The following is a 26,625-nucleotide window of genomic DNA, read 5'->3' on the forward strand; positions in this document are numbered from 1 at the left end:
GGCCGTGTCGAGACCGGCTGTGGGTGGGCGTGTTCGTTGGTCGAGTAGGCCCGAGGAACGAGGGCCGTATCGAGACCGGCTGTGGGTGGGCGTGTTCGTTGGTCGAGTAGGCCCGAGGAACGAGGGCCGTATCGAGACCCGCCGCGGTCCCTAGACTCCTCACGTGCCCATCACTCGCGCCGACCTGGCGCAGCAGATCTCGAACCACCGGTTCACGCCCCGGCGACGCGAGGGTTACGACATGCAGGAGGTCGACCGGTTCCTCGATGCGGTGGTGGCCGCGGTCGAGGTCGGGCTGCCGGTGGGCGACCTGGTGGGCCGGGCCAGGTTCACGCCGGTGCGGGTGCGCGAGGGCTACGCGATGGCCGAGGTCGACGACTTCCTGCGGTGGATCGTGGACCGGACGCACGAGCTCGAGGAGCGGGCGCCGTACCTGCCCGACGAGCGTTCCGCTGCACCTCAGGCCCGCTCGGCCCGCTCGCAGCGCATCGTGGCGGTGCAGTTCTCCCCGGTGCGGCTGCGCGAGGGCTACGACATGTCGGAGGTCGACCAGCTCCTCGACGAACTGGCGGCCGCGGTCGACTCGGGCGCCGACGTCCGCACCCTGGCCGGCGAGGCCCGGTTCACCCGGGTGCGGCTGCGCGAGGGCTACGACATGGGCGAGGTGGACGCGTTCCTGCGCGAGGTGGTCGCGGAGGCCGATGGCGGCCGGACCGCTACGCCGGACGCGCTCCCGCTGCCGACCGTGATCCAGGAGCAGCGTGGGCTGCTCTCGCGGATCTTCGGCGGTCGCTGAGCGCCGCCGTGAGCCAGACCACGCCCGGTCCGCCGCCCGTCCGGGCGGGCGCGGGGCACCGTCGGTCGAGCGTAGGATCGCGGGAGTGACCGAGACCTCCGCGCCGAGCCAGCGGACGGCGTACTCGGTCTGGCTGGTCGCCCTCGCGATCTACGTCCTGGCGGTCTTCCACCGCTCCTCGCTCGCGGTCGCGGGTCTGGCGGCCACTGAGCGGTTCGACATCACCGCCGCGCAGCTGGCCACCTTCACCATGCTCCAGCTGCTCGTGTACGCCGGGATGCAGATCCCGGTCGGGTTGCTCGTCGACCGGTTCGGTCCCCGCAGCGTGCTGCTGACCGGCGCGGTGCTGCTCTCGCTCGCGCAGACCGGGTTCGCGCTGGCCGAGAGCTACCCGGTGGCGCTGGCGGCCCGCTTCTTCGTCGGCCTGGGCGACGCGATGACGTTCATCTGTGTGCTCCGGATCCTGTCGATCTGGTTCGCGCCCCGGCGGATCCCGCTGCTCACCCAGCTGACCGGGACGATGGGGCAGCTGGGCGCGATCGGCGCGACGGTGCCGATGACCTGGGCACTCGGCAGCTTCGGCTGGACCCGGGCCTACCTGGTGACCGCGTCGCTCGGGATGGTGCTCGCCCTGCTCGGCCTGGTCCTGCTCCGCGACGCCCCGGGCCGCCGGCACGTCCGCGGCCACGCCCTGTCGCCGGCCGCGGTGCGCGAGAGCCTGGCCGCGTCCTGGTCGCACCCTGGCACCCGGCTCGGGTTCTGGGTGCACTTCACCTCCCAGTGCAGCGCCACGACGCTGGCGCTGCTGTGGGGCTACCCGTTCCTGGTCCGGGGCGAGGGTCGCACCAGCACCGAGGCCGGCCTGCTCCTGAGCCTGATCGTCCTCTCGATGGCCTTCGTCGGCCCGGTGCTCGGCTGGCTGGTCGCCCGGCACCCGTGGCACCGCTCGTCGATGGTCCTGGTCATCGTCGGCGCGATCGTGACGGTCTGGACAGCGGTGCTGGCCTGGCCCGGCGAGGCACCGCTCGGGCTGCTGGTCGTCCTGGTCCTGGTCACCGGGGTGGGCGGACCGGCGTCGGTGATCGGCTTCGACCTGGGTCGCACCTCCAACCCGGCCGCCCGGCTGGCCAGCGCCACCGGGATCATCAACGTCGCCGGCTTCGTGGCCAGCCTGGGTCTGGTCGTCGCGATCGGCCTGGTCCTCGACTGGCGCGCCCCCGGCACGTCGACCGACTACGGGCCGGCCGACTTCCGCTGGGCGATGAGCGTCCAGTACCTCGTGTGGGGTCTCGGCCTGACCCAGATCGTCCGCTACCGCGTGAAGGCCCGTCGGGTCATCGACCGGGAGGCGCTCGAAGCCGGCGTCCCGGTGTGAGCGACGGTCCCGAGCACACCCCCGACGGCCGGTACGTCGTCATCGACGGCCGCCGCTGGCGCGCGACCGATCCGGCCATCCCCGACGAGCGCCGCGACGAGCTGCAGCACGTGCTGATGGCCTGGCGCCGCGAGGTCCGTCGTACCAAGGGGACCGACGAGGAGCGAGCGTCGCGCGACGGGGTGCAGGCGGCCAAGGTCGCCCTGGGCGAGCGCGGCACCCCCTGGTGGGAGCAGTCCGACGCCGAGCGGCGGGCCCGCTGGGAGGCGGAGGTCCCCGCGCCATGACCCGGATCGCGCTCTCGAGGCTGCCGGACGAGCGGGTGCTCGTCGTCGAGGAGGAGCGCGAGCTTGAGCTCGCGATGGCCGACCTCCCGTCGTACGTCGAGCGGCGCGAGCCCGACGCGCCGCGCTGGGTCTGGGACGACACCGCGCGCTGGTACCCGCCGCTGCTGGCGGCCGGGGTCCGGGTCGCTCGCTGCCACGACCTGCGGCTGGCCCACCACCTGCTCCGGCGGGCGCCGGCCGCCGACGCCGGTCTGCTGGTGGGGGAGCAGTCGGCGCACTGGGACCGGCTGGGGCCGAGCACGCCGTCCGACCCCGCGCTGTTCTCGGTCGACGACACCGCGGAGCACCTGCGCGCCGACCTCGAGGACACCCGGCAGCTGGCGGTCGTCGCGGCGTCGACCGAGGAGTCGCGACTCGCGCTGCTCCTGGCCGCCGAGTCCGCCGGGGCGCTGGTGGCGGCCGAGATGACCCACGCCGGGATCCCGTGGCGGGTCGACGTGCACGAGCGACTGCTCGCCGAGCTGGTGGGCGCGCGCCCGCCGCGCGGGGCCCGGCCGGCCCGGCTGGAGGCGCTGGTCGCCGAGGTCCGTACGGCGTTCGCCGCGCCGACGCTCAACCCCGACTCGCGCGCCGAGCTGCTGAGTGCCCTGCGCCGGGCCGGGTTCGAGGTCGCCGACATCCGGATGTCCACCCTCCGCGGCCTCGACCACCCCGGCATCGCCCCGCTGCTGCGCTACCGTCAGGCCGCCCACCTCTGGCAGACCAACGGCTGGAGCTGGATCGACCAGTGGGTGAGCGACGGGCGGTTCCGGCCGTCGTACCAGCCGGCGGGCTCGACCACCGGCCGCTGGTCCTCCAACGGCGGGGGCGCGTTGTCCATCCCGACCGTCGTCCGGCCCGCGGCGGTGGCCGACGACGGCTGGACCTTCGTGGTCGCCGACGTCGCCCAGCTCGAGCCGCGGGTGCTGGCCGGGATGAGCGGCGACCGGGCCCTGGCCAGGAACGCCCGGGGCGCCGACCTCTACCAGGGGATGGTCGAGGACGGCGCCGTCGCGACCCGCGGCGACGCCAAGCTCGGCCTGCTCGGCGCGATGTACGGCGCCACCAGCGGCGAGAGCGGTCGCCTGGTCGCCGGCCTCACCCGGCGCTACCCGGCCGCCTTCGGGCTGGTCGAGGAGGCGGCCCGGGCGGGGGAGCGCGCCCAGGTCGTCCGCACCCTGCTCGGTCGCGGCTCGCCCAGCCTCGGCGAGGCCTGGGACCGCGACCCCGACGACCCGCCCGTCGACCCCGACAGCCAGACCCGCCTCCGCCGCGCCTACGGCCGGTTCACGCGGAACTTCGTCGTCCAGGGGACCGGCGCCGAGTGGGCGCTGTGCTGGATCGCCGACCTCCGCAACCGGCTCTGGCGCCTCGGTGACGACGGGCCGCTGGAGTCCCGTCCACACCTGGTGTTCTTCCTCCACGACGAGGTCGTCGTGCACACCCCGGTCGGCCTGGCCGACGCGGTGGCCGCGGCGACCGTCGAGGCCGCGGCGGCCGCCGGCGGGCTGCTCTTCCGTGACCTGGCCGTCGACTTCCCGCTGAACGTCTCGGTCGTGACGTCGTACGCCGACGCGGGGAAGCCGACCTAGTCTCCTCGGCATGGACGTCGAGACGCTGCAGGCGCACTGCCTGGCCAAGCCGGGGGCCTGGGCCGACAACCCGTGGGACCACGAGCACCCGGTGGTCAAGGTCGGTCCGGGTGAGCGCGGCAGGATCTTCGCCTTCCTGGGCGCCGGACGGGTCGGAGTGAAGAGCGCGACCACGCGCGAGGTCGCCGACGAGTGGCTCGAGCGCTACCCCGGTGACGCGAGCGTGATGGCCTACATCGGCCGCTCCGGCTGGAACGACCTCGCGCTGGGTGGCGCGATCCCGGACGACGAGCTGATCGAGGCCGTGGACGAGTCGTACCGCCTGGTCGTGACCGGGCTCCCGAGGAGGCTGCGACCCGCCGGCTGGGAGGGCTAGCGCGGGATCACGGAGAAGAGGAACTTCTTCTTCACCATCAGCCAGATCAGCAGGATCTCGGCGGTGTGGATGACCGTGCCCTGCCAGAGGCTGCCGCGGTCCAGGCCGGGGATGTTGGCGATGGCGAGCACGAAGAACACGTGCACGATGAAGACGTAGAGGCTGGCCGCGCCGAGCGGCGTCCAGAACCAGCCGACCACCGCGTTGACCGGCTTCCAGCAGGTCGTCAGGAACGCGAAGGCGACCACGATCATCAGCACCAGGTCGAGCAGCCGCCCGGGCTGCAGGAAGATCCGGGTGTAGGCGTGCTGGTAGAGGTAGCCGTACGTCGTGTCCGGGAACGGCGTGGTCACGAACCCGTAGGCGTGCCCGAGCCAGAGGTAGACCAGCGCGCCGGCGTACCCGAGCACGAAGACCGTGCACGCGACCTTGCCCCAGCGCGACGTGAGGGCCGCGGTGAGCTGGCGGCGGTAGTGCCCGATCACCAGGCCGTGGGTGAAGGCGATCTGCCAGGTCAGCAGCGGGAAGACGTCCTCGAACTGCGACGGCAGCCAGTGCGGCGAGTAGATCGCCGAGTAGACGAAGGCCGCCCACGAGAGAGCCAGCAGCACCCACCAGTAGCCGCGGCGGACCAGCCACATCATCGGCGGCAGCAGCAGGCTCAGCACCACGAACAGGCCCATGATGTTGAAGACCCACGGGCCCATCTCGAGCAGCAGCAGCTGCTTCACGGCGTACCAGGGGGTGGGGTAGTCGAAGAGCCGCGGGCCGTTGGCGTAGAGGTCGTAGACCTGGCCCTGGACCTGCTGGCCGTTCTCGCCGGTGCCGCGGTCGGTGAAGGTGGTGATCGCGGTGGCGTCGACGAAGGGGAGCAGACCGAGCAGGAAGATGATCAGGACGACGGCGAGCGCGACGAGGTACTGCTTGCGCGCGCGCTTCCACATCACCACCGCGGTGCGCCACTCGCCGAGCTTGCGCACCGTCGGCGCATAGATCATGCCGAGCACGATGCCGCTGAGCAGCACGAACATCTCCGCGCCGGTGATCGCGCCGATGGCGTTGAGGCTGATGTAGGAGTACGGACTCGTCAGCTCGGTGTGGGTGAGGACCACCGTGAGGATGATCCAGCCGCGGAACAGGTCGAGCCGCTGGTCGCGGGGATCGTGCTCGTTCGGGTAGCGCCAGGACGGGATGAAGCGGCCCGCGAACCCGGCGAAGACGAAGGCGACGGCCAGCAGGGCGGCGCAGAAGACGATCCAGCCCATCTCGCCGCCGTCGTCGGCATCGGGGAGCCGGCCCTGCGCGGTCGCCTCGTTGGCGGCCTCCTGGTCCAGCACCCGGGTCACCGGGCCGACGCGGACGCCGTACCGGTCGAGGTCGCGGCGCAGCGCCTCCGACAGCCGCTCGGTGCGGGTGGCCCGCCAGTCGACCTCGTCGCCCTGCACCTCGGCCTCGGGGCGCTTCTGCTCCAGCCAGGAGATGCCGGCGATCAGCGGGCGGTCCTGGCCGGCCGCGAAGACCTGGCGCCACCAGCCGCGCTTGATGGAGATCTCGGAGTCGCCCTCGCCGTCCGGCCGCCACAGGGCGCCGGTCTCGAGGAGGACGGGCTTGTCGTAGCGCTCGGCGAAGCGGTCGTAGAACGGCTTGCGCCCGGACCCCTGGTCGCCGTACCCGTAGGTCTCGTCGAGGCGCGCCTCCAGGTCGTCCTGCTCGGGCGCGACGTCGGGCTCGAAGCCCTCGCTGATCTCGTCGTCGCCGGTCTGGCCGCCGGTGCTCGGGTCGAGGTCGTTGTCCTCGCGACCCCGGTCGACCCCGAAGTGGTAGAGCGTGATGCCGACCCAGTCGACCGCGTCCTCGCCCGGCCAGTACGGCGCGTACGGGTCGTCGGCGCCGTCGAGGATCCCGTTCTCGTCGGTGTCGAGGGCGGTCGTGTCGCCCTCCCGGTCCGGGTCGACGTCGCCGTACGCCGCGCCGAACGGGTAGCCCGCGCCGTAGACCGGCGACCAGACCATCGCGGCGTACGGCGTGGCCGCGTGCACGGCGTCGGCGACGGTCCGGAACGCCCGGACGTACTGGGTCGGCTGCTGGGCCCAGCCGTACCAGGTGCCGTTCATCTCGGGTGCGAAGCGGACCAGCAGCACCTGGTCCAGCTCGTCGTGCAGGGTCGCCAGCTCGTCGGCGAGCTCCTCGGCGTCGGCGACGGTCAGCTCGTCGAGCGGGACCGTGGGCTCCAGGGTGACGGCGGCGACCGCGCCCTGGGTGGCGGCCTGGCCGGCGAACTGGCGCAGGTAGGTCGTGTCGTCGTCGCTGAGCGGGTAGTTCACCCGCTGGCTGTAGAGCGAGGGGGTCTCGCCCAGGCGTTCGCCGTACGCCGCCGCGCTGTCCTTGGTCCAGTCGAGACCGGGTCCGTACCAGGGCGCGCCCTGCTCCGGGGTGGGGACGTCGTCGGCCGCGGTCGCGCCCGGGGCGAGCAGCAGCCCCGCGAGCACCGTGACGACCGCGACGAGGGCGGCTCGCAGGGCGATCACGCCGGGGCGCGGTCGCACCGGATCCGCCACAGGTTGCGTCCGTCGACCCGCTCATAGTCCAGCGAGTCGACCGCAGCCAGGGAGAGGGCGAGACCGCGACCGGACTCCGCGTCGGCGCCCGGCATCGTGGCGGAGCTGAGGTCGATCGAGGCCGGCCTGCCGTTGTCGCCGAGCACGGCCTCGAGCCGCTCGTCGGTCAGGGTCAGGGCCAGGGTCAGCCGGCGCTCGGACGGGCTGCCCTCGTCGGCGATCCAGGCGTGCTCGACGATGTTCCCGAGGATCTCGATGACGGCGAGCTCGAAGCGCACCCGGTCGGCCGGGAGCACGTCGCCGTCGGCGGCCCACAGGCGCGCCAGCTGCTCGTGGGCCAGGTCCACGGCGTCCGGCGTGGTCGGCATGGACTGGTCGAGATGGAGCCCGTCGGGGGTGGGGTCAGGCATCGAACGCGCTCTCGACGTCGTCGCGCGGTCGCAGCACCTTGTCCATGTTCGTCAGCTGGAAGACGGTGAGGACCTCGGGCGTCGGCCGGGCGATGCGCAGGTCGCCCCCGGCCTGCCGGGCTCCCTTCAGGCCGCCGATCAGCGCGCCGAGCCCGGAGGAGTCGAGGAACGTGGTGCGGTCGAGGTCGACCACGATCCGCGACGAGCCCTCCTCCAGGAGGATCGCCAGCAGGTCCTTCATCTGGCGGGCCGCCACCATGTTGAGCCGGCCCTGGGGCACCACGACGGCCACGCCGTCGGGCCGTCGGAAGACGTCGATCTCGATCATGACGAAGCTCCTCCATGGGGGGTCTCGGGGGACACCCCGGGGTTGAAGCCGCGGTAGAGCGCGGCGCGGATGATGACGGAGAAGATGGCCAGGTCGAAGACGACCCAGACGATGTTGAAGAGGGTGCCGAAGGCTGCGGCCTGACCGACCGCGAGCCGCACCAGCCCGACGACGACGCCCGCGGTCAGGGCGGCCATGGCGATCAGCTGCGGCTTGATCAGGTCCCAGCGCGGGCCCTCGTCGAGCGCCCCGGTCTTGCGGGTCACCGCGAAGTCCAGGTCGCGGCCGAGGAAGACGTTGCCGAAGGCGGACGTGAACGACTTGATCCACACCGGGAACAGGGCGAGGGAGTACTGCTGCCCGCGCCACGTCGGACGCCCGGCCGCCACCACGAAGAACAGCAGCTGGTTGATGATCAGGAACGGCACCAGCCGGACGAAGAAGTCCGTGCTCAGCGCCTGCACCGGCAGGATGCCCATCGTCAGGTAGGCCACCGGCGCGGCGATGTAGACGATCGCGGCGAAGCCGGACAGGTAGCTCCACATCGTGCCGAAGTACATGAGCCGTTGCGCCCAGGTCAGCCGACGCTGGACCAGCGGGTTCTCCCGGAACATCACCTGCACGGTGCCCTGCGCCCAGCGCAGCCGCTGGGTCAGCATGGTGGGGAGGTCCTCCGGCGCGAGCCCGTGGGCGAGCACCTCGTCGTGGTACGCCGACTTCCAGCCCAGGCCGTGCAGGCGCATGCAGGTCGCCATGTCCTCGGTGACCGAGATCGTGGCCAGCGGCATGATCGGCTGCGCCTCGCCGGCGCGGTCGACGTCGACCGCCTCGACCAGGGCCTGCACGGTCTCGACGGCACCGAGCGGCGACCAGTCGCGCTGGGCCATCTGCTCGAGCGCTACCGGGTTGAGGGTGGCCAGCCCCGACCCGGGCTCGCCGGTCATCTCCTCCAGCTCGGCGATCACCGCCAGGTCGGCCTGCAGGGCGGTCAGGTCGGCCTCGACCAGGTCGCGGCGGATGGCGGCGACCCGCTTCTGGAACTTGTAGGTGACGTCGAACAGCGCCACCCCGCGCGCGAGCTCGCGCTTGGCCCGGCCGAGGTCGTACTCGATCTGGTCGAGCGCCCGGATCACCCGCTCGTCGTCGGGGTCGAGCTGCTCGCGGGCCTCGGCGATCACGGTGCCGGCGGTCTTCAGCGCCCGCTGGACACCGACCTCGACCTCGCCGGCGTACCGGGAGACGCCCAGCTGCATCAGCGCCTCGCGGCGGATCACGGCGTTGGAGCCGCAGAAGAAGGCGGCGTTCCAGCCGTCCTTCCCCTGCTGGATCGGGCCGTAGAACAGTGGCGCCTGGCTGCCGAGCGGGTCGTCGTCGGGGACGTTGACGAACCACTGCGGGGTCTGCACCAGCGCCATCTGCTCGTCCTCGAAGAACCCGAGCGTGCGGTCGAGGATCTCCGGCAGCGGGACCTGGTCGGCGTCGAGGATGAGCAGGAACTCGCCCTCGGTCTGCAGCAGCGCGTTGTTGAGGTTGCCGGCCTTGGCGTGCCGCGGCATGTTCGCCCAGTCCGCCGACCGGGTGATCCAGCCGATCCCCGCCTCCTCGGCGGCGGCCCGCATCTCGGGGCGGTTGCCGTCGTCGAGGATCCAGGTCTCGTGGGGGTAGCGGATGGCCTGGGCCGCCCGGGCCGTGGCCATCACCAGCTCGATCGGCTCGTTGTAGGTCGCGATGAACACGTCGACGGTCCGGTCCGGCGGGGCCGGCGGCGGATCGTCCCGCTCCTTCAGCCGCCACATCGCCAGCCCGAAGAGCAGCGAGTCGATCAGGCTGTAGGTCTCCGCGATCACCAGCGGGACGGCGATCCACCACGCCGCCCAGTGCACGGAGTGCAGCCACCTCCAGGCGACGTAGTTGACGCCCAGGACGGCCGTGAGCACCACGATCGTGCGGATCAGGAGCAGACGTTTGCTCACTGGCCCCGCTCCCGGACGACGACGACCGCTGTGACGTCGTCGAGCGGGGTCCGGGCGTGCCCGAGGGCGAGCACCGAGGCGAGCACGCCGGGTCCGTCCTCGGCCCGGTGCACGAGTGCTCCGAGCTCGGGGACCCAGTCGACCGGGTCGTCGAGCAGATCCAGCAGCCCGTCGCTGAAGAGCAGCAGCCGGTCGCCGGGGTCGAGGTCGAGCTGCTGCTCGGACCAGTGGTCGTCGGGCAGGACCCCGAAGGGCCGGTCCTCGCTCCTCAGGTGGGTCGCGGTGCCGTCCGCTCGTACGACGAGCGCCAGCCCGGACCCGGCGTCGACGAGCCGGACGAACCCGTCGTCGAGGTCGACCGCGGCCTCGAGCAGGGTCACGAAGGACTCGGCCCGCTCGAGGTCGGGCAACAGGCTCCGCGCGACCTGGGTGGCGGTGATCCCGAGGTCGACCCCGGCGACCACGGCCTCGTGGGTCCCGCGGATCGCGGCCCGGACACCGGCACCGAGCAGGGCCGCGCCGGTGCCCTTGCCCATGACGTCCCCGAGGCTGACGTGGGCCACGCTGTGGCCGACGCCGTAGTCGTAGAAGTCGCCGCCCACCGCCAGCGCGGGCAGGCACAGGCCGTCCACGGTCCAGCCCGGCACCCGGACCGGCCGCGCCGGCAGCAGGGACGACTGGACCCGGCGGGCCTGCGTCATCTCCGTGGACGCGGTGAGCTCCTGCTCGGCCCAGGCGGCCAGGTCGACGAGGGTGGTGAGCTGCTCCTGGTCGAGGGTCCGGGGTCGGACGTCGAACAGGCCCAGGGTCCCCAGGACGTTGCCCATCGAGTCCCGCAGCGGCTGTCCGGCGTAGAACCGGATGCCGTCGTCCGTGACCGCCGGCAGGTCGGCGAAGCGGGGGTCGGACGCGGTGTCCTCCACGACCAGCAGGACGCTGTCGGAGTCCGCCCGGTCGCTGAAAGTCTCCTGCCGGGGGAGGCCGCGCAGGTCCGCGCCCTGGATGCTCGCGAACCAGGCTCGGTCACCGTCGAGGACGGCGATCGAGGAGAACGGCACCTCGAAGATCGTCCGCGCGAGCCGGGTGATCCGGTCCAGGCGCTCGACGGGCTGTCCCTCGGCCAAGGTGAGGCTCTCGACGGCGCGCTGGCGCCGGTCCTCCTCCGGTACGACGGCAGGCGCCGCCGTGGTCGTTGCTGTCCCCATGTGCACTGCTCAGCCCTTCTCCGGTCACCCGGACAGAGCCCCCCATGTACTGCTGCGTCCGCGGGGAGTACCCGCAGTGGCATCATGGCAAAACCTGGGGGGATCGACCAGGCTCAGGAGGCTCGGTGCACTCACGCCAGACCGCAGTGGTCGTCGACGACGACCCGGACGTGCGGCTGCTGCTCGCCCACGTGCTGGGGAAGCTCGACCTGGACGTCACCTCGGCCGAGACCGGCGAGGACGGGATCGCCCGGATCCGGGAGGTCGACGCCGACCTCGTCACGCTCGACCTGACCCTGCCCGACCTCGACGGCGTCGAGGTCTGCCGGCGGATCCGGGAGTTCAGCGACGCCTACGTCGTGATGATCACCGGGCGGGTCGAGGAGGCCGACCGCCTCGTCGGCCTCGACGTGGGCGCCGACGACTACATGACCAAGCCGGTCTCGCCCCGCGAGGTCCGGGCCCGCGCGGCCGCGCTCCTGCGCCGGCCGCGCCAGCGTCGCGACCCGGCGGCCGAGCCGCCCCCGGCCCCGACCGGCCTGGCCGTGCAGAGCGCCGGGGTCGACGACCGGGTGGTCGACGCCGGCGGCGGCCTGGTGCTGGTCCCGGTGCGCCACGTCGCGCTCCTCGACGGCCAGCCGCTGCCGCTGACCCCGACCGAAGTCGACCTGCTGGCGACCCTCTCCAGCCGGCCCGGCGCGGCCTGGGACCGCGGCGCCCTGGTCCGCGAGGTCTGGGCGGGCGACTTCATCGAGTCCGACTTCCTCGTCGACGTCCACGTCGCCAGCCTGCGCCGCAAGCTGCGCAAGGCCGGCACCCAGCGCGAGTGGATCAGCACCGTCGCCGGCACCGGCTACCGCTTCGACCGGGTCGTCGCCTGATCCTCAGCGGTTCGCGCGGCTCACCGTCAGGCCGACCAGGCGGGCGACCACGAGGGCGACGTACAGGACGCCGGCGAGCATCTCGACCATGACCAGTGACCGGGCATGCGGTTCGACCGGGACCACGTCGGAGAGCCCGACGCTGGTGAGGGTCGAGAAGGAGAGGTAGAGCAGCTCGAACCACTCCCGTTGCGCCGAGGCGTCGGACCCGATGAACGAGCCCGGCCACACCACCTGGGCGGCGGTGAAGACGTAGGCGAAGCCCCAGGCCACGACGGTGAACGCCGCCCCGGTCGCGTAGAGCTCGTCGGTGGTCACCCGGTCGTCGTGGAAGAGGTAACGGATCATCCCGTAGGAGATGTAGAAGTACAGCGGCGCGTGCAGCAGCGCGGAGACCAGCACCACCCAGCTCGCGTCGGAGAGCGCCTCGACCATCGTGAAGACCATCGCCGGGACGCCGATCCCCACGGCCACCCACGACAGCGCCGGCGTACGACGGACCGCCCACAGCGCCGTGCCCACGATCGCCAGCTGCACCACCCCGAACAGCGCGGAGCCGAGCCGGTTGTCGCCCAGGTAGGGGTAGGCGAGCACGCCGCCCAGCTGGGCGGCCAGCAGCACCGCCGAGGGGTTCTTGCCGAGCACCCGGCGGACCCGGTGCCGCTCGGCGTGCGGGTCGTCGTGCGGCCCGTAGACCGGCTGGTCGGTGCTCATGGCCCCAGCTCCCGCTTGCGCTGCTCCTTGGCCTGCTTCTTCTCCAGCCGGCGACGGTGGTTCTCGACGATCTCGCCGCGCCGCAGCCCGGTCTGCACGAGGTTGATGCCGGTCCCGAGCATCACCCACACCGGCCACGGGTGGGAGCCGGGCCCGGTGGTCAGAATCCAGACCACCCAGCAGATCAGGGTGGGCAGCAGGAACGTGCCGAACGCCTCGCGCAGGTCCTTGCGCCAGGCCAGCTCCGCGCGCTGCTGGAGGTCGGACGCTGTCGCCCGCACCAGATCGGACGCCGGGACCCGGGCGGGCAGGACCGGCAGCAGGTCCGCCACGACCGGGGGCAGCTCGCCCAGGGTCTTGGCGCTCGCGACCGCCGAGCTGCGCTCGTCGTGCTCCTCGCGGTCGAGGCGGCCCTCGGCGTACGCCTCGCCGAGCGCGCGCTGGACGATCTCGCGCTCGGTGTCCGAGGCGCGCAGTCCGGCGTACGACGGGTCCCGGGGGTCGTGCGGGAACGACGACCAGAACGAGGCACTGTCCACGGCGGAAACTTAACCTGCCGCCAGGTGTGACGGACGCCACGCAGGGGAGTGACTCCGGCAACACGCGGGTAGGAAGGCCTGCGTTGCCGCAAACGAGAACACGTTCTACTGTGGCCGGGCCGCTCGGGCCAGGTACGGATGGGGAGGAGACCGATGGCGTTCAGTGCTGTGTCGGTCATCCGGGGACCCGGAGAGATCGCGGCCATGGTCGTCGAGGTCGTCAAGCGGATCTTTACCCGCCCGTTCCAGTTCCGGGAGTTCATCGAGCAGGCCTGGTTCATCACCAGCGTGACGCTGATGCCGACGATCCTGGTCTCCATCCCGTTCGGTGCCGTCATCTCGCTGCAGGTCGGCAACCTGACCGGCCAGCTCGGTGCCCAGTCGTTCGCCGGGGCGACGGCGGTGCTCGCGGTGGTCCGCGAGGCGGCCCCGATCGCGGCCGCGCTGATCATCGCGGGGGCCGCCGGCTCGGCGATCTGCTCCGACATGGGCGCCCGCAAGATCCGCGAGGAGATCGACGCGATGGAGGTCCTCGGCGTCGACCCGCTGGAGCGCCTCGTGGCGCCGCGCGTGCTGGCCACGATGTTCGTCGCACTGATGATCATCGGCATCGTGATCGGCGCCGGCATCGGGGGCGGCTACTTCTTCACCGTGATCGTCCAGGGCGGCTCGGCCGGTGCCTTCCTCTCCTCGTTCACCGCGCTGGCCAGCCTCACCGACCTCTATATCGCCATCATCAAGGCGGTCATCTTCGGCGGCATGGCGGCGATCGTCGGCGCCTACAAGGGCCTCAACGCGGGCGGCGGGCCCAGCGGGGTCGGCCGGGCCGTGAACGAGTCGGTGATCGTCGCCTTCATGCTGCTGTTCTTCATCAACGCGATCATCACGGCCATCTACTTCCAAGTCGTCCCGCCCCCGGGGTTGTAGGCGATGGCCAGCATCGGGACGCTCGGAGGCGCCTTCCTCCGCGGACGGCGCCACGCCCTGGAGCAGTACGGCGACCAGCTGCTGTTCTACGTCAAGGCGCTCGCGTGGACGCCGCGGGCGATCCGGCGCTACCCGCGCGAGATCACCAACACCCTGGCCGAGGTCACCTTCGGCGCGGGCGGCCTGACCCTGATCGCCGGCACCGTCGGCGTGATCGCTTTCCTCGCGTTCTTCGCCGGCACCGAGGTCGGCATCCAGGGCTACGCCTCGCTGAGCCAGATCGGCGTGGCCAAGTTCAGCGCGTTCATCTCGGCCTACTTCAACACCCGCGAGGTCGCGCCGCTGATCTCCTCGATCGCGCTGGCCGCGACCGTGGGCTGCGGCTACACCGCGCGGCTCGGCGCGATGCGGATCTCGGAGGAGATCGACGCGCTCGAGGTGATGGGCATCCCGTCGCTGCCGTTCCTGGTGACCACCCGGATGATCGCGGCGTTCATCGCCGTGATCCCGCTGTACGTCGTCGCGCTGTCCGCGTCGTACCTCTCGCCGCGGCTGATCACGACCTACATCTACGGGCAGTCACCCGGCACCTACGACCACTACTTCCTGCAGTTCCTGCCGCCCATCGACATGCTCTGGTCGTTCGGCAAGCTGCTGTTCCTGGCCTCCGCGGTGATCCTCATCCACTGCTACTACGGCTACACCGCGAGCGGCGGTCCGGCCGGCGTCGGCACGGCCGTCGGCAAGGCGATCCGCACCAGCATCGTGACGATCGTGGTCGCCGACTTCTTCCTCAGCTTCGCGATCTGGGGCTCGACCACGACCGTGCGGATCACGGGGTAGGCGCGGCGTGCTGGTCAACATCCACCACGACAGCAAGCGGGAGCACACCCGCCTGCTGGTGGCCGGCGTCGTGTTCCTCAGCCTGATCCTGGGGCTCGGCTGGTTCTCGATCGCGGTCTACAACAAGACCTTCGACCGGGTCGTGATGGTCACGATCAAGGCCGACCGGGCCGGGCTGCAGCTCTCGAAGTTCGGCGACGTCCGGATCAACGGCGTCCTGGTCGGGCAGGTCCGCGAGGTCGCGCAGGACGGCGAGGAGGCCTCGATCCGGGTGGCCCTGGAGCCGGACGCCGCGGCCGAGATCCCGGCCGACGTCAGCGTCGAGATCCTGCCCACTACCCTCTTCGGGCAGAAGTTCATCGCCTTCGTCCGCCCCCGCTCGGGTGGCGCCGGTGCCCTGGCCGACGGCGACGTGATCCCCTCGGACCGCGTCGAGACCAACGTCGAGCTGAGCCGGATCCTGGCCGACCTGTTCCCGCTGCTGCGCGCCGTACGACCGGCCGACCTGAACGCCACGCTCAACGCGCTGGCCACCGCGCTCAGCGGCCGTGGGGCCCAGTTGGGCGAGACCCTCGACGAGCTCGACGGCTACCTCACCGCGATCCGCGGCCACCTGCCCACTCTGCGTCAGGACCTCATCAAGCTCGCCGACGTCGCCGACACCTACGACATCGCCGCGCCGGACCTGATCGACGTGCTCGGCAACCTGACGGTCACCAGCAAGACGATCATCGAGAAGCAGCGCGAGCTCGACGTCTTCTTCTCCGACGTGCAGGGTCTCGCCACCACCTCGACCCGGATCCTGCGCGACAACGAGACCAACCTGATCCGGGTGGGCGAGGTGACCGAGCCGGTGCTGAAGCTGCTGGCGACGTACTCGCCGGAGTTCCCGTGCCTGATCAAGGGGGCCGCCAAGTACGCACCCCGGCTGGCCGAGACCTTCGAGGGCAACCAGGTCAAGCAGTACATCGAGTTCCTGACCCCGCAGTACCGCGCCTACGACGAGCGCGACCTCCCGGAGTACGGCGAGGTCGGGCACGGCCCGTGGTGCTCGGGGCTGCCGGACGCGCCGGTGCCGATCGGACCGAACAGCTTCGACGACGGCACCGACCTCGACGACAACCCGCCGACCGGCATCCTGCCCGGGTTCGGGTCCGGTCGGGCCACGACCTCCAGCGGCCACGCCGGCAGCCCGGGCGAGCAGGCGATCGTCAACGCCCTGCTCGCGGAGCGCAGCGGCCGGCCGGCCGACAGCTACGGCGCGCTCGGGTCGCTGCTCTACGGACCGGTCGTCCGGGGCGGTGAGGACTCGTGAGCGAGACCCAGGCCCAGGCGGGCGCGGCGCGGCTGCGCAACCGGCGCAACGCGGTGACCATCGCCGCAGGCATCAAGCTGGCGATCTTCACCGTGGTCTCGCTCCTGGTCACCGGCCTGCTGGCGGCGATCATGGGCAACGTGGGCTTCGGCTCCGGCACCGAGTACCAGGCGGTCTTCACCAGCGCCTCGATGCTCGAGAAGGGCGACGACGTCCGGGTCGCCGGCGTCAGCGTCGGCGAGGTCAAGAAGGTCGAGCACCACGAGCGGAACGGTGCGCTGGTGACGTTCCGGGTCAAGTCCGACGTCCCGCTGACCACCGCCTCGCGCGCCGAGATCCGCTTCCTCAACCTGGTGGGCGACCGCTACCTCGCCCTCGAGGAGGGCGCCGCCGACGCGGGCGCGGCGAAGCGGCTGGAGGCGGAGGGGCGGATCCCGGTCGAGCAGACCGCCCCCGCGCTCGACCTCACGGTGCTGTTCAACGGGTTCCAGCCGCTCTTCCAGGCGCTCAACCCGAAGCAGGTCAACGAGCTGAGCATGAACCTGGTGCAGGTGCTGCAGGGCGAGGGCGGCACCGTCCAGGGGCTGCTGGCCAAGACGGCGTCGCTCACCACGACCCTGGCCGACCGCGACCAGCTGATCGGCGAGGTCGTCGACAACCTGGGCCAGACCCTGGAGACCGTCGACAGCCGCCACCAGCAGCTGAGCTCGCTGATCGTCGAGCTGAAGGACTGGATGACCGACCTGGCGAAGGACCGCGAGACGATCGGCTCGTCGCTGGAGAACGTCAGCGACCTGACCGTCGTGGTGGCCGATCTGCTCCGCGAGGGCCGGCCGATCCTGAAGTCCGACGTCGCCGAGCTGCGCAAGCTGGCCTCGCTGCTCAACGAGAAGCAGAACCGCAAGAACCTGGTGGAGCTGCTCGACCGGCTGCCGGAGTCGATGACCGACCAGACCCGCACCGGCACCTACGGGTCCTGGTACAGCTACTACGTCTGCGGGTTCTCCGCGCGGATCACGCTGCCGGTCATCAGCGACGTGCCCGGTCTGAAGGAGATCCAGGCCGCCCTGAACAACCTCGACTTCCACTCGTCCGCCCCGCGCTGCAACGGCGCCACGGAGGAGAACGGGGGAGCCGCTCAGTGAGGCGCTACACCGAGTCCCAGATCCTCCGCCTCGGCGCGATCACCGTCGTGGTGATGCTCGTGGTGATGGCGGCCGCGTTCAACCTGTCCAAGTTCCCCGGTTTCGGCGGCACGTCGTACTCCGCGGAGTTCCGCGACGCCAGCGGGCTGCGGAAGGGGAACATGGTCCAGGTCGGCGGCATCCGGGTCGGCCGGGTCCAGGCCGTCGAGCTCGATCAGGACCGGGTCACGGTGCGCTTCGAGGTCGACAACGGCGTCGAGCTCGGCACCGAGAGCAAGGCCTCGGTCGAGGTGCTCAGCCTGCTGGGCGAGAAGTTCCTCGAGCTGACCCCGGAGGGCCCGGGCGACCTCGACCCGGCGGACACCATCCCGGTCGAGCGGACCAGCTCGGCGTACGACATCGTCGGCGTCTTCGGCGACCTGACGACGACCACCGAGCGGATCGACACCGACCAGCTCTCGCAGGCCCTCGACGTCGTCGCCGACACCGTCGACGCGGCCAGCCCCGAGATCGCGGCCAGCCTCGACGGCATCACCCGGCTCTCGCAGACGGTGGCCTCGCGCGACGAGCAGATCCAGGCGCTGCTGCTGAGCTCGCGCGAGGTCAGCAAGGTCCTCGCCGCCCGCAGCGGTGACGTCGTGGATCTGATGAAGAACGCCGACCTGGTCTTCCGTGAGGTCGAGAAGCGCAAGCGGGCCGTGCACCGACTGCTCGTCAACGCCCGCAGCCTGGCCGACGAGCTGCGCGGGCTGGCGAAGGACAACCAGGAGCAGCTCGCGCCGGCGCTCGCCGAGGTCGACGACCTGCTCGGACTGCTGATCGACAAGGAGAAGCAGCTGAAGGCGACCCTGGACGCCCTCGGCCCCTATGTCTCCATCCTGAGCAACATCATCGGCACCGGGCCGTGGTTCGACGCCTACGCATCGAACCTGCTCGCGATCCCCACGGGCGAGTTCCTGCCCGGGCCGCTGGAGGACTGAGTCATGGCACGGATCAACCGACGAGCGCTCGCGGGAGGCGTGGCGGTGCTGCTGCTGGCGGCGACGTTCTTCACCGTCCGCCAGCCCGAGGAGACCCGCACGGTCACGGCGCACTTCCCGCGGGCGGTGAGCATCTACGAGGGCAGTGAGGTGCGGATCCTCGGCGTGAACGTCGGCCGGGTCACCGCGGTGGTGCCGGAGGGCAACTCGGTGCGGGTCGAGATGGAGTACGACGCCGAGGTCGACGTCCCCGCGGACGCCAAGGCCGCGATCGTCACCCCGACCCTGGTCTCGGACCGCTTCGTGCAGCTGACCCCGGCGTACACGGACGGTGACGAGGTGATGGCCGACGGCGCCGACATCGCGCTGCCCGACACCGGGGTGCCGGTCGAGCTGGACCGGATCTACGCCAGCCTGCGCGACCTGTCGCACGCGCTGGGCCCCAACGGCGTGAACGCGGACGGGACGCTCGACAACCTGCTCCGCGCCGGCGCCGACGGCCTGGAGGGCAACGGCGCGGCCGGCAACGAGATGATCCGCGAGCTGTCGCGCGCCGCGGAGACCTTCGGCCAGGGCGCCGGCCCGCTCTTCGACACCGTGACCGAGCTGGCCACCTTCACCGGGACGCTCGCCGAGAACGACCGCCTGGTACGGGCCTTCATGAAGGACCTCGCCGGGGTGTCCTCCGCGCTGGTGACCGAGCGCACCGAGCTGCAGGCCGCGCTGCGGTCGGTCGCCCGCGCCGTCAGCACCGTCGAGTCCTTCGTACGCGACAACCGCAAGGCGCTGGTGGGCGACGTCAGGCAGCTCACCCGGGTGATGAAGACGATCAACTCCGAGCGGGACAGCATCGACACCGCGCTGCGCGTCGCGCCGGTCGCGATCGGCAACCTGACGGTCGCCTACAACAACCAGACCGGCACCATCGGCTCCCGGATCGGCATCGGCGGCAACGTCTGGGACGCCGACGGCTTCCTGTGCGCCGTGGTCCAGCAGTCCGAGCTGTCGCGGGCGCTCAAGGACGTCACCTGCGACCTCTTCGAGCAGCTGCTGGAGCCGGTCACCGGCAACCTGCCCTTCATCCCGCCCGGCCAGGACGGCCGCGAGGCGGCCGGCGCGAAGGGCGCGAAGGGCGCGAAGGGCGCGAAGGGAACGCCCGGGCCCGAGCAGCCGGCCGAGGACCCCGCACTCGACCAGAGCCGCTACCTCAGCGTCGACGACCCCACGCTGGCCGGACTGCTGGGAGGCACCCCGTGATCCGCCGGCTGACCGCCGTCGCCGTCGCCGCCGCGGCAGCGCTCGTGCTGTCGGGCTGCGAGTTCGACGGCGCCTACGACCTGCCACTGCCTGGGTCGCCGGTCGACGCCGACAGCTCCTTCGAGATCACCGCCGACTTCGCCGACATCCTCAACGTCGTGCCGCGCTCGCCGGTCATGGTCGACGACGTCACCGTCGGCGAGGTGACCGACGTCGAGCGGGTCGGCTGGCACGCCCGGATCACCATGCGGGTCCGCGACGACATCGAGCTGCCCGACAACACCACGGCCGACATCCGCCAGGTCAGCCTGCTCGGCGAGAAGTACGTCGCGCTGGAGGCCCCCGCCGGAGCTGCGGCCAGTGGTCGTCTGGGTCAGGGCGACACCATCGAGCTGCCCGACACTGGCCGCAACCCCGAGGTCGAGGAGGTGCTGGGCGCCCTGTCCTTCCTGCTCTCCGGCGGTGGCGTGGCCCAGCTCGGCACCATCACCACCGAGCTCAACGAGGTGATGGGCGGCCGCACCGACCGGCTGCGCAACCTGCTGGGCAACCTGGAGGGCGTCATCGGCACCCTCGACGCTCAGAAGCTCGACATCGTCCGGGCCCTGGAGTCCCTCAACAGCCTGACCGGCACCCTCAACGCCGAGCGCAAGACCATCACCGGCGCCCTCGACGTCGCCGGTCCCGCCGTGAAGGTGCTGGCCGCGCAGCACGACGAGCTGATCGGCATGCTGGGGGCGCTCGACGAGCTCGGCGAGGTCGGCACCCGGGTGATCACCCGGAGCAAGGACGACCTGCTCGCGTCGCTGCGTCACCTGCAGCCGGTGCTGGCCCGCCTGCACGAGGCCGGCGACGCGCTCGCCCCGGGCCTCAACCTGCTGATCAGCTTCCCGTTCCCCAAGGAGGCCTCCGAGATCGTCAAGGGCGACTACGCCAACACCTCGATCCGGGCCGACATCAGCCTCGAGAACCTGCTGCCGGACGGCGGGCTGCTGCCACCGATCGACGTCCCCGACCCGGGGGAGGTGGTCGATGCCGTCGTGAAGTGCATCCAGAGCGGCAGCCTCGGCAGCGCGGCCTGCGCGAAGGTGCTCGACGACCTCGACCTGATCGGCAAGCTGATCCGCGACTGCCGCAAGCCGGCGTACGACGACCGCCCGGTCTGCGTGGTGGTCAACCTGCTGCCGCCGAACCCCGACCTGGAGGGCGTCGTGCAGCTCCTCGACAACATCCTGGAGCTGCTCGGCCTGCCGGGCATCCCGGGCGTCGACAGCTCGGGCGTGAACCTGCCCGAGATCCCCGGCATCCCGGGCCTCTCGGGGGTCGCCCGCCTGCAGGCGTCGCTGGCGCTGGGCGACACGGGTGACGAGGCGTCGGCCGAGCCGACCCTGTCGGCGCTGCTGGGGGGTGCGCGATGACTCGCGGCAACCGGATCCGGATCCTGGCGTTCGTCGTGCTGAGCGCGGTCGGGATCGTCTACATCACCGCGACCTACCTGGGCTTCGTCGACCGGGTGCTCGGTCGGGGGATCACGGTGCACGCGACCCTCCCGGCCTCGGGCGGCCTGTTCGAGGGCAGCGAGGTCACCTACCGCGGCGTCAAGGTCGGCAAGGTCAAGGCCATGCACGCCACCCGCGACGGCGTCCGGCTCGACCTGGCCCTCGAGGAGGGGACCGAGCTGCCGCTCGACTCGCCGATGTTCGTGCACAACCTCTCGGCGGTGGGGGAGCAGTACCTCGACTTCGAGCCCCCCGACGACGACGGCCCGTACGCCGAGGACGGCGCGACCATCGCCGGCTCGGAGGAGTCCCTGCCCGTCGACGAGGCCGACCTGCTGGTCGAGGTCGACCAGTTCGTGAGCTCGGTCGACCAGGAGAAGCTGCAGGTCGTGGTCGAGGAGCTCGGGACCATGTTCCAGGACACCGGCGCGCCCCTGCAGCGGCTGCTCGACAACGGGCGGCTGTTCGTCGACGAGGCCGCGGCGCACACCGACGAGACCGTGAAGCTGCTGGACAGCGGGCTCACCGTGCTGGACACCCAGCAGGGCCAGGGCGAGAACATCCGGAGCTTCTCGCGGGACCTGAGCCTCATCACGAAGGCGCTGCGCGAGAGCGACCGCGACCTCCGCGGCACCCTCGACGGCACGCCGGGCACGGCACGCGAGGTCCGCAAGCTGCTCGAAGGGCTCGAGCCGTCCCTCCAGGTGCTGCTCGGCAACGCGATCAGCGTCAACCAGGTGGTGGTCTCGCACCTCGCGGGCGTCGAGCAGCTGCTCGTCACCTACCCGCGGGTGATCGCGTCCGGCTTCACCGGCACGCCCGGGGACGGCTACGGCCACGTCAACCTGCAGCTCGGCTACAGCCAGCCCCCGTGCACGAAGGGCTACCTGCCGCCCGACCAGTGGCGCGGCACGCAGGACCTGACGGACGGCCCGATCTTCCCCGCCCGCTGCGAGAGCCCGCTCCCGTACGCCGCCCGCGGGGCCAACTACGTGCCCGACGCGCGGAGCGGCACCGCGTCGTCCGGCCGCGCGTACCGTTCGTCGTACGACCCGGAGTCGGGCGTGCTGGAGGGGGCCGTCGACCAGGACGGCGACCCGGTCCGCTACGTCGACCCCGGCAACCTGTCGATCCTGGGAGGGGACTCGTGGAAGTGGCTCCTGGTGGGTCCGGTGGCCAGCAAGTGAGCGGCCCCGAGAACGGCTCGAAGCGAGTGCGGCTGAACCTGCTGCTCTACGTCGTCGTCCTGGTGGTGGCCGCGGCCGCGGTGGTCGTCGGTGTCTCCGTCGTCGACCGGCTGCGCGACGACCCGGCCCCGTCGTCGTTGCCCGGGGAGCAGGACGTGCAGGCGGTGGCGCTCGACGAGTCCGACGACGAGGAGCAGGAGCGGCTCGCCGCCGTCGTCGAGGCCGCCACGGCCGAGAGCAACGCCCTGCTCAACATCACCCACGAGGACCCGCAGGCCTCCTTCGACGCGGTGCTGGCCGGCGCGACGGGGGAGTTCCGCGACCAGTTCGAGAAGGCGGTCAGCGCGGTCAGCAAGAGCCTGAAGGAGAACCGGTCGGTCCAGGAGAGCGACGTGGTGTGGACGGGCGTCGTGGCGGCCGACGCCGACTCGGCCACGGTCGCGGTGGCGGCGTCCGGCACCGTGACGAACAAGCTCCTGGAGGGCAAGCAGGACGCCCGCAACTACCGACTGCAGCTGGAGCTCGTCCTCGAGGACGGCGCCTGGCTGACCCGCGACCTGCAGTTCGTGGGCTGAGGAGGACGCGATGACCGACCGACCACGCCGGACCACGTCCCGCACCGCCGCCGCCCGTCCCCGCCGGCTCGCCGGTCAGGGCGGTACGACGACGCCCGCGGCCCCGGGGCCGACCGCCGCCGACACGGCGGTCGAGGAGTTCGACCTCGACGAGCCGGACCGCGTCGAGGAGGTCCCCGAGTCCGAGTCCGACATTGAGCCCGACTCCGTCGAGTCTCCAGCCGAGGACTCCGCCGAGCCCGCTGCGCCCGCGGCCCGGCCCGGGCTGTTCGCCGGCTCCCGGGTCACCCGGGTGCTGCTCGCCGCGATCGTCGCGCTGACCGTCGTCACGGTGGCGATGGCCGTCTACCTCGGCGTCTCCGACGACGATCCCGCGGCGGCGGGCGCGCCGACCGAGGCGGGCGCGATCGCCGTCCCGTCGGACCGACCGATCCTGCTGCCCTGGGCCGACGCGCAGCGGGCGGCGTCGGCCGCCGCGGAGGCGGCGACCTCGATCGTCAGCACGTCGTGGCAGGACTACGACGAGCAGGTGACGAAGGCGACGGCGCTGATGACCCCGTCGTTCGCCGAGGAGTTCAGCACCACCAAGAGCGACGTCCGCGAGGGTGTCGTCACCGACAAGATCGAGGTGCAGGCCCGGGTCGTGGCCCAGAGCGTCGTACGGGCCAACCGCACCGAGGTGCAGGCCCTGGTCTTCCTGAACCAGTACATCACCCGCGACGGGGGCGACACGACGTACTCGCCCTACCGCGCGCTGGTGACCGTCGTGAACACCGACGGTGGGTGGCTGGTCTCCGAGATGGAGACCAAGTGACGGGTCCTCGCAGGGCGCGGGACGGTGCTGGACAACCCCTGGGGCGCCGGTTAGGTTTCTGACTGAACTAGAACACGTTCCAGTTGTGGGGCGCCGAGCGGAAGGGGCCGAACCGCGGTGATCGTCGAGACCGACCTGCTCATCGTCGGCGCCGGCCCGACCGGGCTGTTCGCCGCCTACTACGCCGGTTTCCGGGGACACCGTGTCGCGGTCGTCGACTCGCTGCCCGAGCTGGGCGGCCAGATCACCGCCATGTACCCCGAGAAGCAGATCCTCGACGTCGCCGGCTTCCCGAGCGTCAAGGGTCGTGACCTGGTCGCCGGGCTGGTCGAGCAGGCCAACACCGCGAAGCCGGAGTACCTGCTGGGTCGCACCGCCCGGACCCTCGAGCACCGCGACGACGGCGTGACGGTCGGCCTCGACGACGGCACCGAGGTGCGGGCCGGGGCCGTGCTGGTCACCGCCGGCATCGGCAAGTTCAGTCCGCGCCCGCTGCCGGTCGGGGAGGACTGGCTGGGCCGGGGGCTGGAGTTCTTCGTCCCGAGCTTCGCGCCGTACGCCGGCAAGGACGTGGTGATCGTCGGTGGCGGCGACAGCGCCTTCGACTGGGCGCTCCACCTGGAGCCGATCGCCCGCTCGGTCACCCTCGTGCACCGGCGCGACGCGTTCCGCGCCCACGAGCGCACCGTCCAGCAGGTCCGCGACTCGTCGGTCCGCATCGTCACCCAGGCCCAGGTGTCCGCGATCGACGGTGACGGCACGGTCGCGTCGGTCGACGTGACGGTCGGTGAGGAGACCACGACCTACCCCGCCCAGGCGGTGGTCGCCGCGCTCGGCTTCGTCGCCGACCTCGGGCCGCTCCAGCAGTGGGGGATCGAGGTTCACAAGCGCCACGTGGTGGTCGACCCGTCGATGCGCACGAGCCTCGCCCGCGTCTTCGCGGCGGGCGACATCACGGAGTACCCCGGCAAGGTCCGGCTGATCGCCGTCGGCTTCGGCGAGGCCGCGACCGCCGTCAACAACGCGACCGTCGCGATCGACCCGACCGCGCACGTGTTCCCCGGCCACTCCAGTGAAGGGACCTAGTAGCCATGAAGATCAAGGTGGACTTCGACCTCTGCGAGTCCAACGCCCTGTGTGAGGCGATGGCACCCGAGGTGTTCGAGCTGGACGACGACGACTTCCTCCAGCTGAAGACCGAAGAGACGACGCCTGAGAACGTCGACAACGTCAAGCGTGCCGTGGCGGCCTGCCCGCGCGCCGCGATCACCCTGGAGGGCTGAGGATGTCCGTCAACCTGGACGCGCCCCTGGACGGCAAGGTCGCGATCGTCACCGGCTCCGGAGCCGGGCTGGGGCGCGCCGAGGCACTGGCCCTGGCCGACGCCGGGGCCCGGATCGTCCTCAACGATCTGCCCGGCGGTGCTGACGAGGCCGCCGAGGAGATCCGCTCGCGCGGCGGCGAGGCGAGCGTGGTCGCCGGCGACGTCGGCGAGCGGACGACGGCCGACGCGATGGTCGCCGCCGCGGTCGACGGGTTCGGACGGCTGGACATCGTGGTGAACAACGCCGGCATGACCCGCGACCGGATGCTGTTCAACATGTCCGACGAGGAGTGGGACGCGATCATGCACGTCCACCTCCGCGGGCACTTCCTGCTCAGCCGCAACGCCTCGTCGTACTGGCGGGCGCAGGCGAAGTCCACCGGTGCCCCGGTGGAGGCCAGCGTCGTCAACACCGCCTCGGAGGCCTTCCTCAGCGGGCCGCCCGGACAGGCCAACTACGGCGCGGCCAAGGCCGGCATCGCGGCGCTCACCGTCTCGACCGCCCGGGCGATGGCCAGCAGCGGCGTCCGGGCCAACGCGATCTGCCCGCGGGCCCGCACCGCGATGACGGCCCAGGTCTTCGGCGAGGACACGTCGGGCGAGTCGGTCGACCCGTACTCGCCCGACCACGTCGCTCCGCTGGTGGCCTACCTGAGCTCGCCGGCCGCCGCCAACATCACCGGCCAGGTCTTCGTCGTGTACGGCGGGATGGTCGCGCTGATCGCCCCGCCGACCCTGGAGCAGCGCTTCGACGCGTCGGGGTCGGTCTGGGACCTCGACGACCTCGACAAGCAGGTCGGCTCCTACTTCGAGGACCGCGACCCACTGCAGGGCTTCGCGGCCGACTCGATCATGAGGCTGCAGGCGTGAGCGGCCGGCGGCTCGCGGGCAAGGTCGCGATCGTCACGGGCGGTGCCATGGGGCAGGGGGCGGGCATCGTCCGCGCCTACGTCGCCGAGGGGGCCAAGGTCGCGATCGCCGACGTGGCCAAGGACGAGGGTCAGGCGCTCGCCGACGAGCTCGGCGCCGACGTCGCGACCTTCCACCCCCACGACGTGAGCGACGAGGCCTCCTGGGTGGCCCTGGTCGCCGAGACCAACGAGCGCTACGGCCCGGTCTCGATCCTGGCCAACAACGCCGGGGTGCTCCGCTTCGGCCAGATCGAGCGTCAGGACATCGACGACCTGGAGCTGCTGTTCCGGGTCAACCAGCTCGGGCCCTTCCTCGGGATGAAGGCGGTCGCCCGCACGATGCGCAAGAACGGCGGCGGCTCGATCATCAACGCCTCGTCCACCGAGGGCCTGGGGGGCATGGCCGGCACGGTCGCCTACGGCGCGACCAAGTTCGCGGTCCGCGGGATGACGAAGGGTGCGGCCCACGAGCTCGGCCCCCACAACATCCGGGTCAACTCGGTGCACCCCGGCATGATCGACACTCCGATGACCCGGGTCCACGGCGGCGACGCCGCCATGGAGTACGGCGCCGCCAAGGTCCCCCTGCGGCGCGTCGGCCACCCCGAGGACGTGGCCCCGCTCTACGTGTTCCTGGGCAGCGACGAGTCGTCGTACATCAACGGGGCCGAGATCGCCATCGACGGTGGGGTCACCGCGACCCACGCCTTCGGCGGTTGAGTGAGACACATCTCTACCCCTGCCCACCCTGACAGTGGAACTGTGAGAGTCTGAG

At 71.7% G+C, this 26,625-nt stretch carries 27 protein-coding genes; 20 read left to right on the top strand and 7 right to left on the bottom strand.

The window, feature by feature from the left end; all coding sequences use genetic code 11:
• The first annotated feature begins 163 nt into the window (after nucleotides 1-163).
• The 5 genes from BLT76_RS11005 to BLT76_RS11025 all read left to right on the top strand — a co-directional run bounded on the left by BLT76_RS11005 (nucleotide 164) and on the right by BLT76_RS11025 (nucleotide 4,465).
• On the top strand, nucleotides 164-796 hold the full coding sequence (locus BLT76_RS11005; protein WP_090855226.1) for a DivIVA domain-containing protein: 633 nt from the start codon (nucleotides 164-166) through the stop codon (nucleotides 794-796).
• Nucleotides 797-881: 85 nt separating this feature from the next.
• The gene (locus tag BLT76_RS11010; protein WP_090855230.1) at nucleotides 882-2,171 is read left to right on the top strand and encodes an MFS transporter; all 1,290 of its coding nucleotides are present in this window, start codon (nucleotides 882-884) and stop codon (nucleotides 2,169-2,171) included.
• Complete coding sequence (locus BLT76_RS11015) at nucleotides 2,168-2,458, top strand: hypothetical protein (protein WP_090855233.1); 291 nt, start codon at nucleotides 2,168-2,170, stop codon at nucleotides 2,456-2,458. The genes BLT76_RS11010 and BLT76_RS11015 overlap by 4 nt, the downstream gene beginning before the upstream one ends.
• Complete coding sequence (locus BLT76_RS11020; RefSeq protein WP_090855236.1) at nucleotides 2,455-4,089, top strand: bifunctional 3'-5' exonuclease/DNA polymerase; 1,635 nt, start codon at nucleotides 2,455-2,457, stop codon at nucleotides 4,087-4,089. Before BLT76_RS11015 ends, BLT76_RS11020 begins: the two co-directional genes overlap by 4 nt.
• Before the next feature lie 10 nt (nucleotides 4,090-4,099).
• Nucleotides 4,100-4,465 (top strand): MmcQ/YjbR family DNA-binding protein, encoded by a 366-nt coding sequence (locus BLT76_RS11025; RefSeq protein ID WP_090855239.1) that lies wholly within the window; start codon nucleotides 4,100-4,102, stop codon nucleotides 4,463-4,465.
• Here BLT76_RS11025 and opgC read toward each other — a convergent pair.
• From opgC to BLT76_RS11050, 5 genes are read right to left on the bottom strand one after another with little or no spacing between them, the layout of a single operon-like run.
• On the bottom strand, nucleotides 4,462-6,993 hold the full coding sequence (gene opgC / locus BLT76_RS11030) for an OpgC domain-containing protein (protein ID WP_139175486.1): 2,532 nt from the start codon (nucleotides 6,991-6,993) through the stop codon (nucleotides 4,462-4,464). The two genes, BLT76_RS11025 and opgC, sit on opposite strands and share 4 nt — an antisense overlap.
• Nucleotides 6,990-7,433, bottom strand: coding sequence for an ATP-binding protein (locus BLT76_RS11035; protein ID WP_090855245.1), 444 nt, complete (start codon nucleotides 7,431-7,433; stop codon nucleotides 6,990-6,992). Before BLT76_RS11035 ends, opgC begins: the two co-directional genes overlap by 4 nt.
• Nucleotides 7,426-7,761, bottom strand: coding sequence for an STAS domain-containing protein (locus tag BLT76_RS11040; RefSeq protein WP_090855248.1), 336 nt, complete (start codon nucleotides 7,759-7,761; stop codon nucleotides 7,426-7,428). The genes BLT76_RS11035 and BLT76_RS11040 overlap by 8 nt, the downstream gene beginning before the upstream one ends.
• Nucleotides 7,758-9,734 (bottom strand): glycosyltransferase family 2 protein, encoded by a 1,977-nt coding sequence (locus tag BLT76_RS11045; RefSeq protein WP_090855251.1) that lies wholly within the window; start codon nucleotides 9,732-9,734, stop codon nucleotides 7,758-7,760. Before BLT76_RS11045 ends, BLT76_RS11040 begins: the two co-directional genes overlap by 4 nt.
• Nucleotides 9,731-10,939, bottom strand: coding sequence for a PP2C family protein-serine/threonine phosphatase (locus tag BLT76_RS11050; RefSeq protein WP_090855254.1), 1,209 nt, complete (start codon nucleotides 10,937-10,939; stop codon nucleotides 9,731-9,733). Before BLT76_RS11050 ends, BLT76_RS11045 begins: the two co-directional genes overlap by 4 nt.
• Nucleotides 10,940-11,064: 125 nt before the next feature.
• Between BLT76_RS11050 and BLT76_RS11055 the strand changes: the two genes are divergently transcribed.
• Nucleotides 11,065-11,820 (top strand): response regulator transcription factor, encoded by a 756-nt coding sequence (locus tag BLT76_RS11055; protein WP_211752878.1) that lies wholly within the window; start codon nucleotides 11,065-11,067, stop codon nucleotides 11,818-11,820.
• Nucleotides 11,821-11,823: 3 nt separating this feature from the next.
• Here BLT76_RS11055 and BLT76_RS11060 read toward each other — a convergent pair whose 3' ends face one another.
• Nucleotides 11,824-12,534 (bottom strand): potassium channel family protein, encoded by a 711-nt coding sequence (locus BLT76_RS11060; protein WP_090855260.1) that lies wholly within the window; start codon nucleotides 12,532-12,534, stop codon nucleotides 11,824-11,826.
• Nucleotides 12,531-13,073 (bottom strand): DUF1707 SHOCT-like domain-containing protein, encoded by a 543-nt coding sequence (locus BLT76_RS11065; protein ID WP_090855263.1) that lies wholly within the window; start codon nucleotides 13,071-13,073, stop codon nucleotides 12,531-12,533. Before BLT76_RS11065 ends, BLT76_RS11060 begins: the two co-directional genes overlap by 4 nt.
• 153 nt (nucleotides 13,074-13,226) lie before the next feature.
• On the opposite strand from BLT76_RS11065, the gene BLT76_RS11070 reads away from it, so the two are divergent.
• The 14 genes from BLT76_RS11070 (at nucleotide 13,227) to BLT76_RS11135 (ending at nucleotide 26,570) form a co-directional block, all read left to right on the top strand.
• Nucleotides 13,227-14,000, top strand: a complete 774-nt coding sequence (locus BLT76_RS11070) for an MlaE family ABC transporter permease (RefSeq protein WP_090855266.1) — start codon at nucleotides 13,227-13,229, stop codon at nucleotides 13,998-14,000.
• Nucleotides 14,001-14,003: 3 nt separating this feature from the next.
• The gene (locus tag BLT76_RS11075) at nucleotides 14,004-14,843 is read left to right on the top strand and encodes an MlaE family ABC transporter permease (RefSeq protein ID WP_090855269.1); all 840 of its coding nucleotides are present in this window, start codon (nucleotides 14,004-14,006) and stop codon (nucleotides 14,841-14,843) included.
• Between the two features lie 7 nt (nucleotides 14,844-14,850).
• Nucleotides 14,851-16,158 carry an MCE family protein gene (locus tag BLT76_RS11080; RefSeq protein ID WP_090855272.1) on the top strand — a complete coding sequence of 436 codons (1,308 nt, stop codon included), beginning with the start codon at nucleotides 14,851-14,853 and terminating at the stop codon, nucleotides 16,156-16,158.
• On the top strand, nucleotides 16,155-17,303 hold the full coding sequence (locus BLT76_RS11085) for an MCE family protein (protein ID WP_244509362.1): 1,149 nt from the start codon (nucleotides 16,155-16,157) through the stop codon (nucleotides 17,301-17,303). The genes BLT76_RS11080 and BLT76_RS11085 overlap by 4 nt, the downstream gene beginning before the upstream one ends.
• Nucleotides 17,300-18,283 carry an MCE family protein gene (locus tag BLT76_RS11090; protein ID WP_090855274.1) on the top strand — a complete coding sequence of 328 codons (984 nt, stop codon included), beginning with the start codon at nucleotides 17,300-17,302 and terminating at the stop codon, nucleotides 18,281-18,283. The genes BLT76_RS11085 and BLT76_RS11090 overlap by 4 nt, the downstream gene beginning before the upstream one ends.
• Before the next feature lie 3 nt (nucleotides 18,284-18,286).
• Complete coding sequence (locus BLT76_RS11095; protein ID WP_090855277.1) at nucleotides 18,287-19,540, top strand: MCE family protein; 1,254 nt, start codon at nucleotides 18,287-18,289, stop codon at nucleotides 19,538-19,540.
• The gene (locus tag BLT76_RS11100) at nucleotides 19,537-20,958 is read left to right on the top strand and encodes an MCE family protein (RefSeq protein WP_090855280.1); all 1,422 of its coding nucleotides are present in this window, start codon (nucleotides 19,537-19,539) and stop codon (nucleotides 20,956-20,958) included. The genes BLT76_RS11095 and BLT76_RS11100 overlap by 4 nt, the downstream gene beginning before the upstream one ends.
• Nucleotides 20,955-22,226: an MCE family protein gene (locus tag BLT76_RS11105; RefSeq protein ID WP_090855283.1), complete on the top strand. Its 1,272-nt coding sequence runs from the start codon at nucleotides 20,955-20,957 to the stop codon at nucleotides 22,224-22,226. Before BLT76_RS11100 ends, BLT76_RS11105 begins: the two co-directional genes overlap by 4 nt.
• A complete protein-coding gene (locus BLT76_RS11110; RefSeq protein WP_090855286.1) occupies nucleotides 22,223-22,801 on the top strand; it encodes a hypothetical protein in 579 nt (192 codons plus the stop codon). Before BLT76_RS11105 ends, BLT76_RS11110 begins: the two co-directional genes overlap by 4 nt.
• A 10-nt stretch (nucleotides 22,802-22,811) precedes the next feature.
• Complete coding sequence (locus tag BLT76_RS11115) at nucleotides 22,812-23,615, top strand: hypothetical protein (RefSeq protein WP_090855289.1); 804 nt, start codon at nucleotides 22,812-22,814, stop codon at nucleotides 23,613-23,615.
• A 117-nt stretch (nucleotides 23,616-23,732) separates the two neighbouring features.
• Nucleotides 23,733-24,701 carry an NAD(P)/FAD-dependent oxidoreductase gene (locus BLT76_RS11120; protein ID WP_090855292.1) on the top strand — a complete coding sequence of 323 codons (969 nt, stop codon included), beginning with the start codon at nucleotides 23,733-23,735 and terminating at the stop codon, nucleotides 24,699-24,701.
• 5 nt (nucleotides 24,702-24,706) lie between these two features.
• Nucleotides 24,707-24,898 (top strand): ferredoxin, encoded by a 192-nt coding sequence (locus tag BLT76_RS11125; RefSeq protein WP_090855295.1) that lies wholly within the window; start codon nucleotides 24,707-24,709, stop codon nucleotides 24,896-24,898.
• 2 nt (nucleotides 24,899-24,900) lie between these two features.
• A complete protein-coding gene (locus BLT76_RS11130; protein ID WP_090855300.1) occupies nucleotides 24,901-25,809 on the top strand; it encodes a 3-oxoacyl-ACP reductase in 909 nt (302 codons plus the stop codon).
• Nucleotides 25,806-26,570, top strand: a complete 765-nt coding sequence (locus tag BLT76_RS11135; RefSeq protein WP_090855303.1) for an SDR family NAD(P)-dependent oxidoreductase — start codon at nucleotides 25,806-25,808, stop codon at nucleotides 26,568-26,570. The genes BLT76_RS11130 and BLT76_RS11135 overlap by 4 nt, the downstream gene beginning before the upstream one ends.
• Nucleotides 26,571-26,625: the final 55 nt, after the last annotated feature.

The organism is Nocardioides lianchengensis, from assembly GCF_900101465.1.
Classification (GTDB): Bacteria; Actinomycetota; Actinomycetes; order Propionibacteriales; family Nocardioidaceae; genus Nocardioides; species Nocardioides lianchengensis.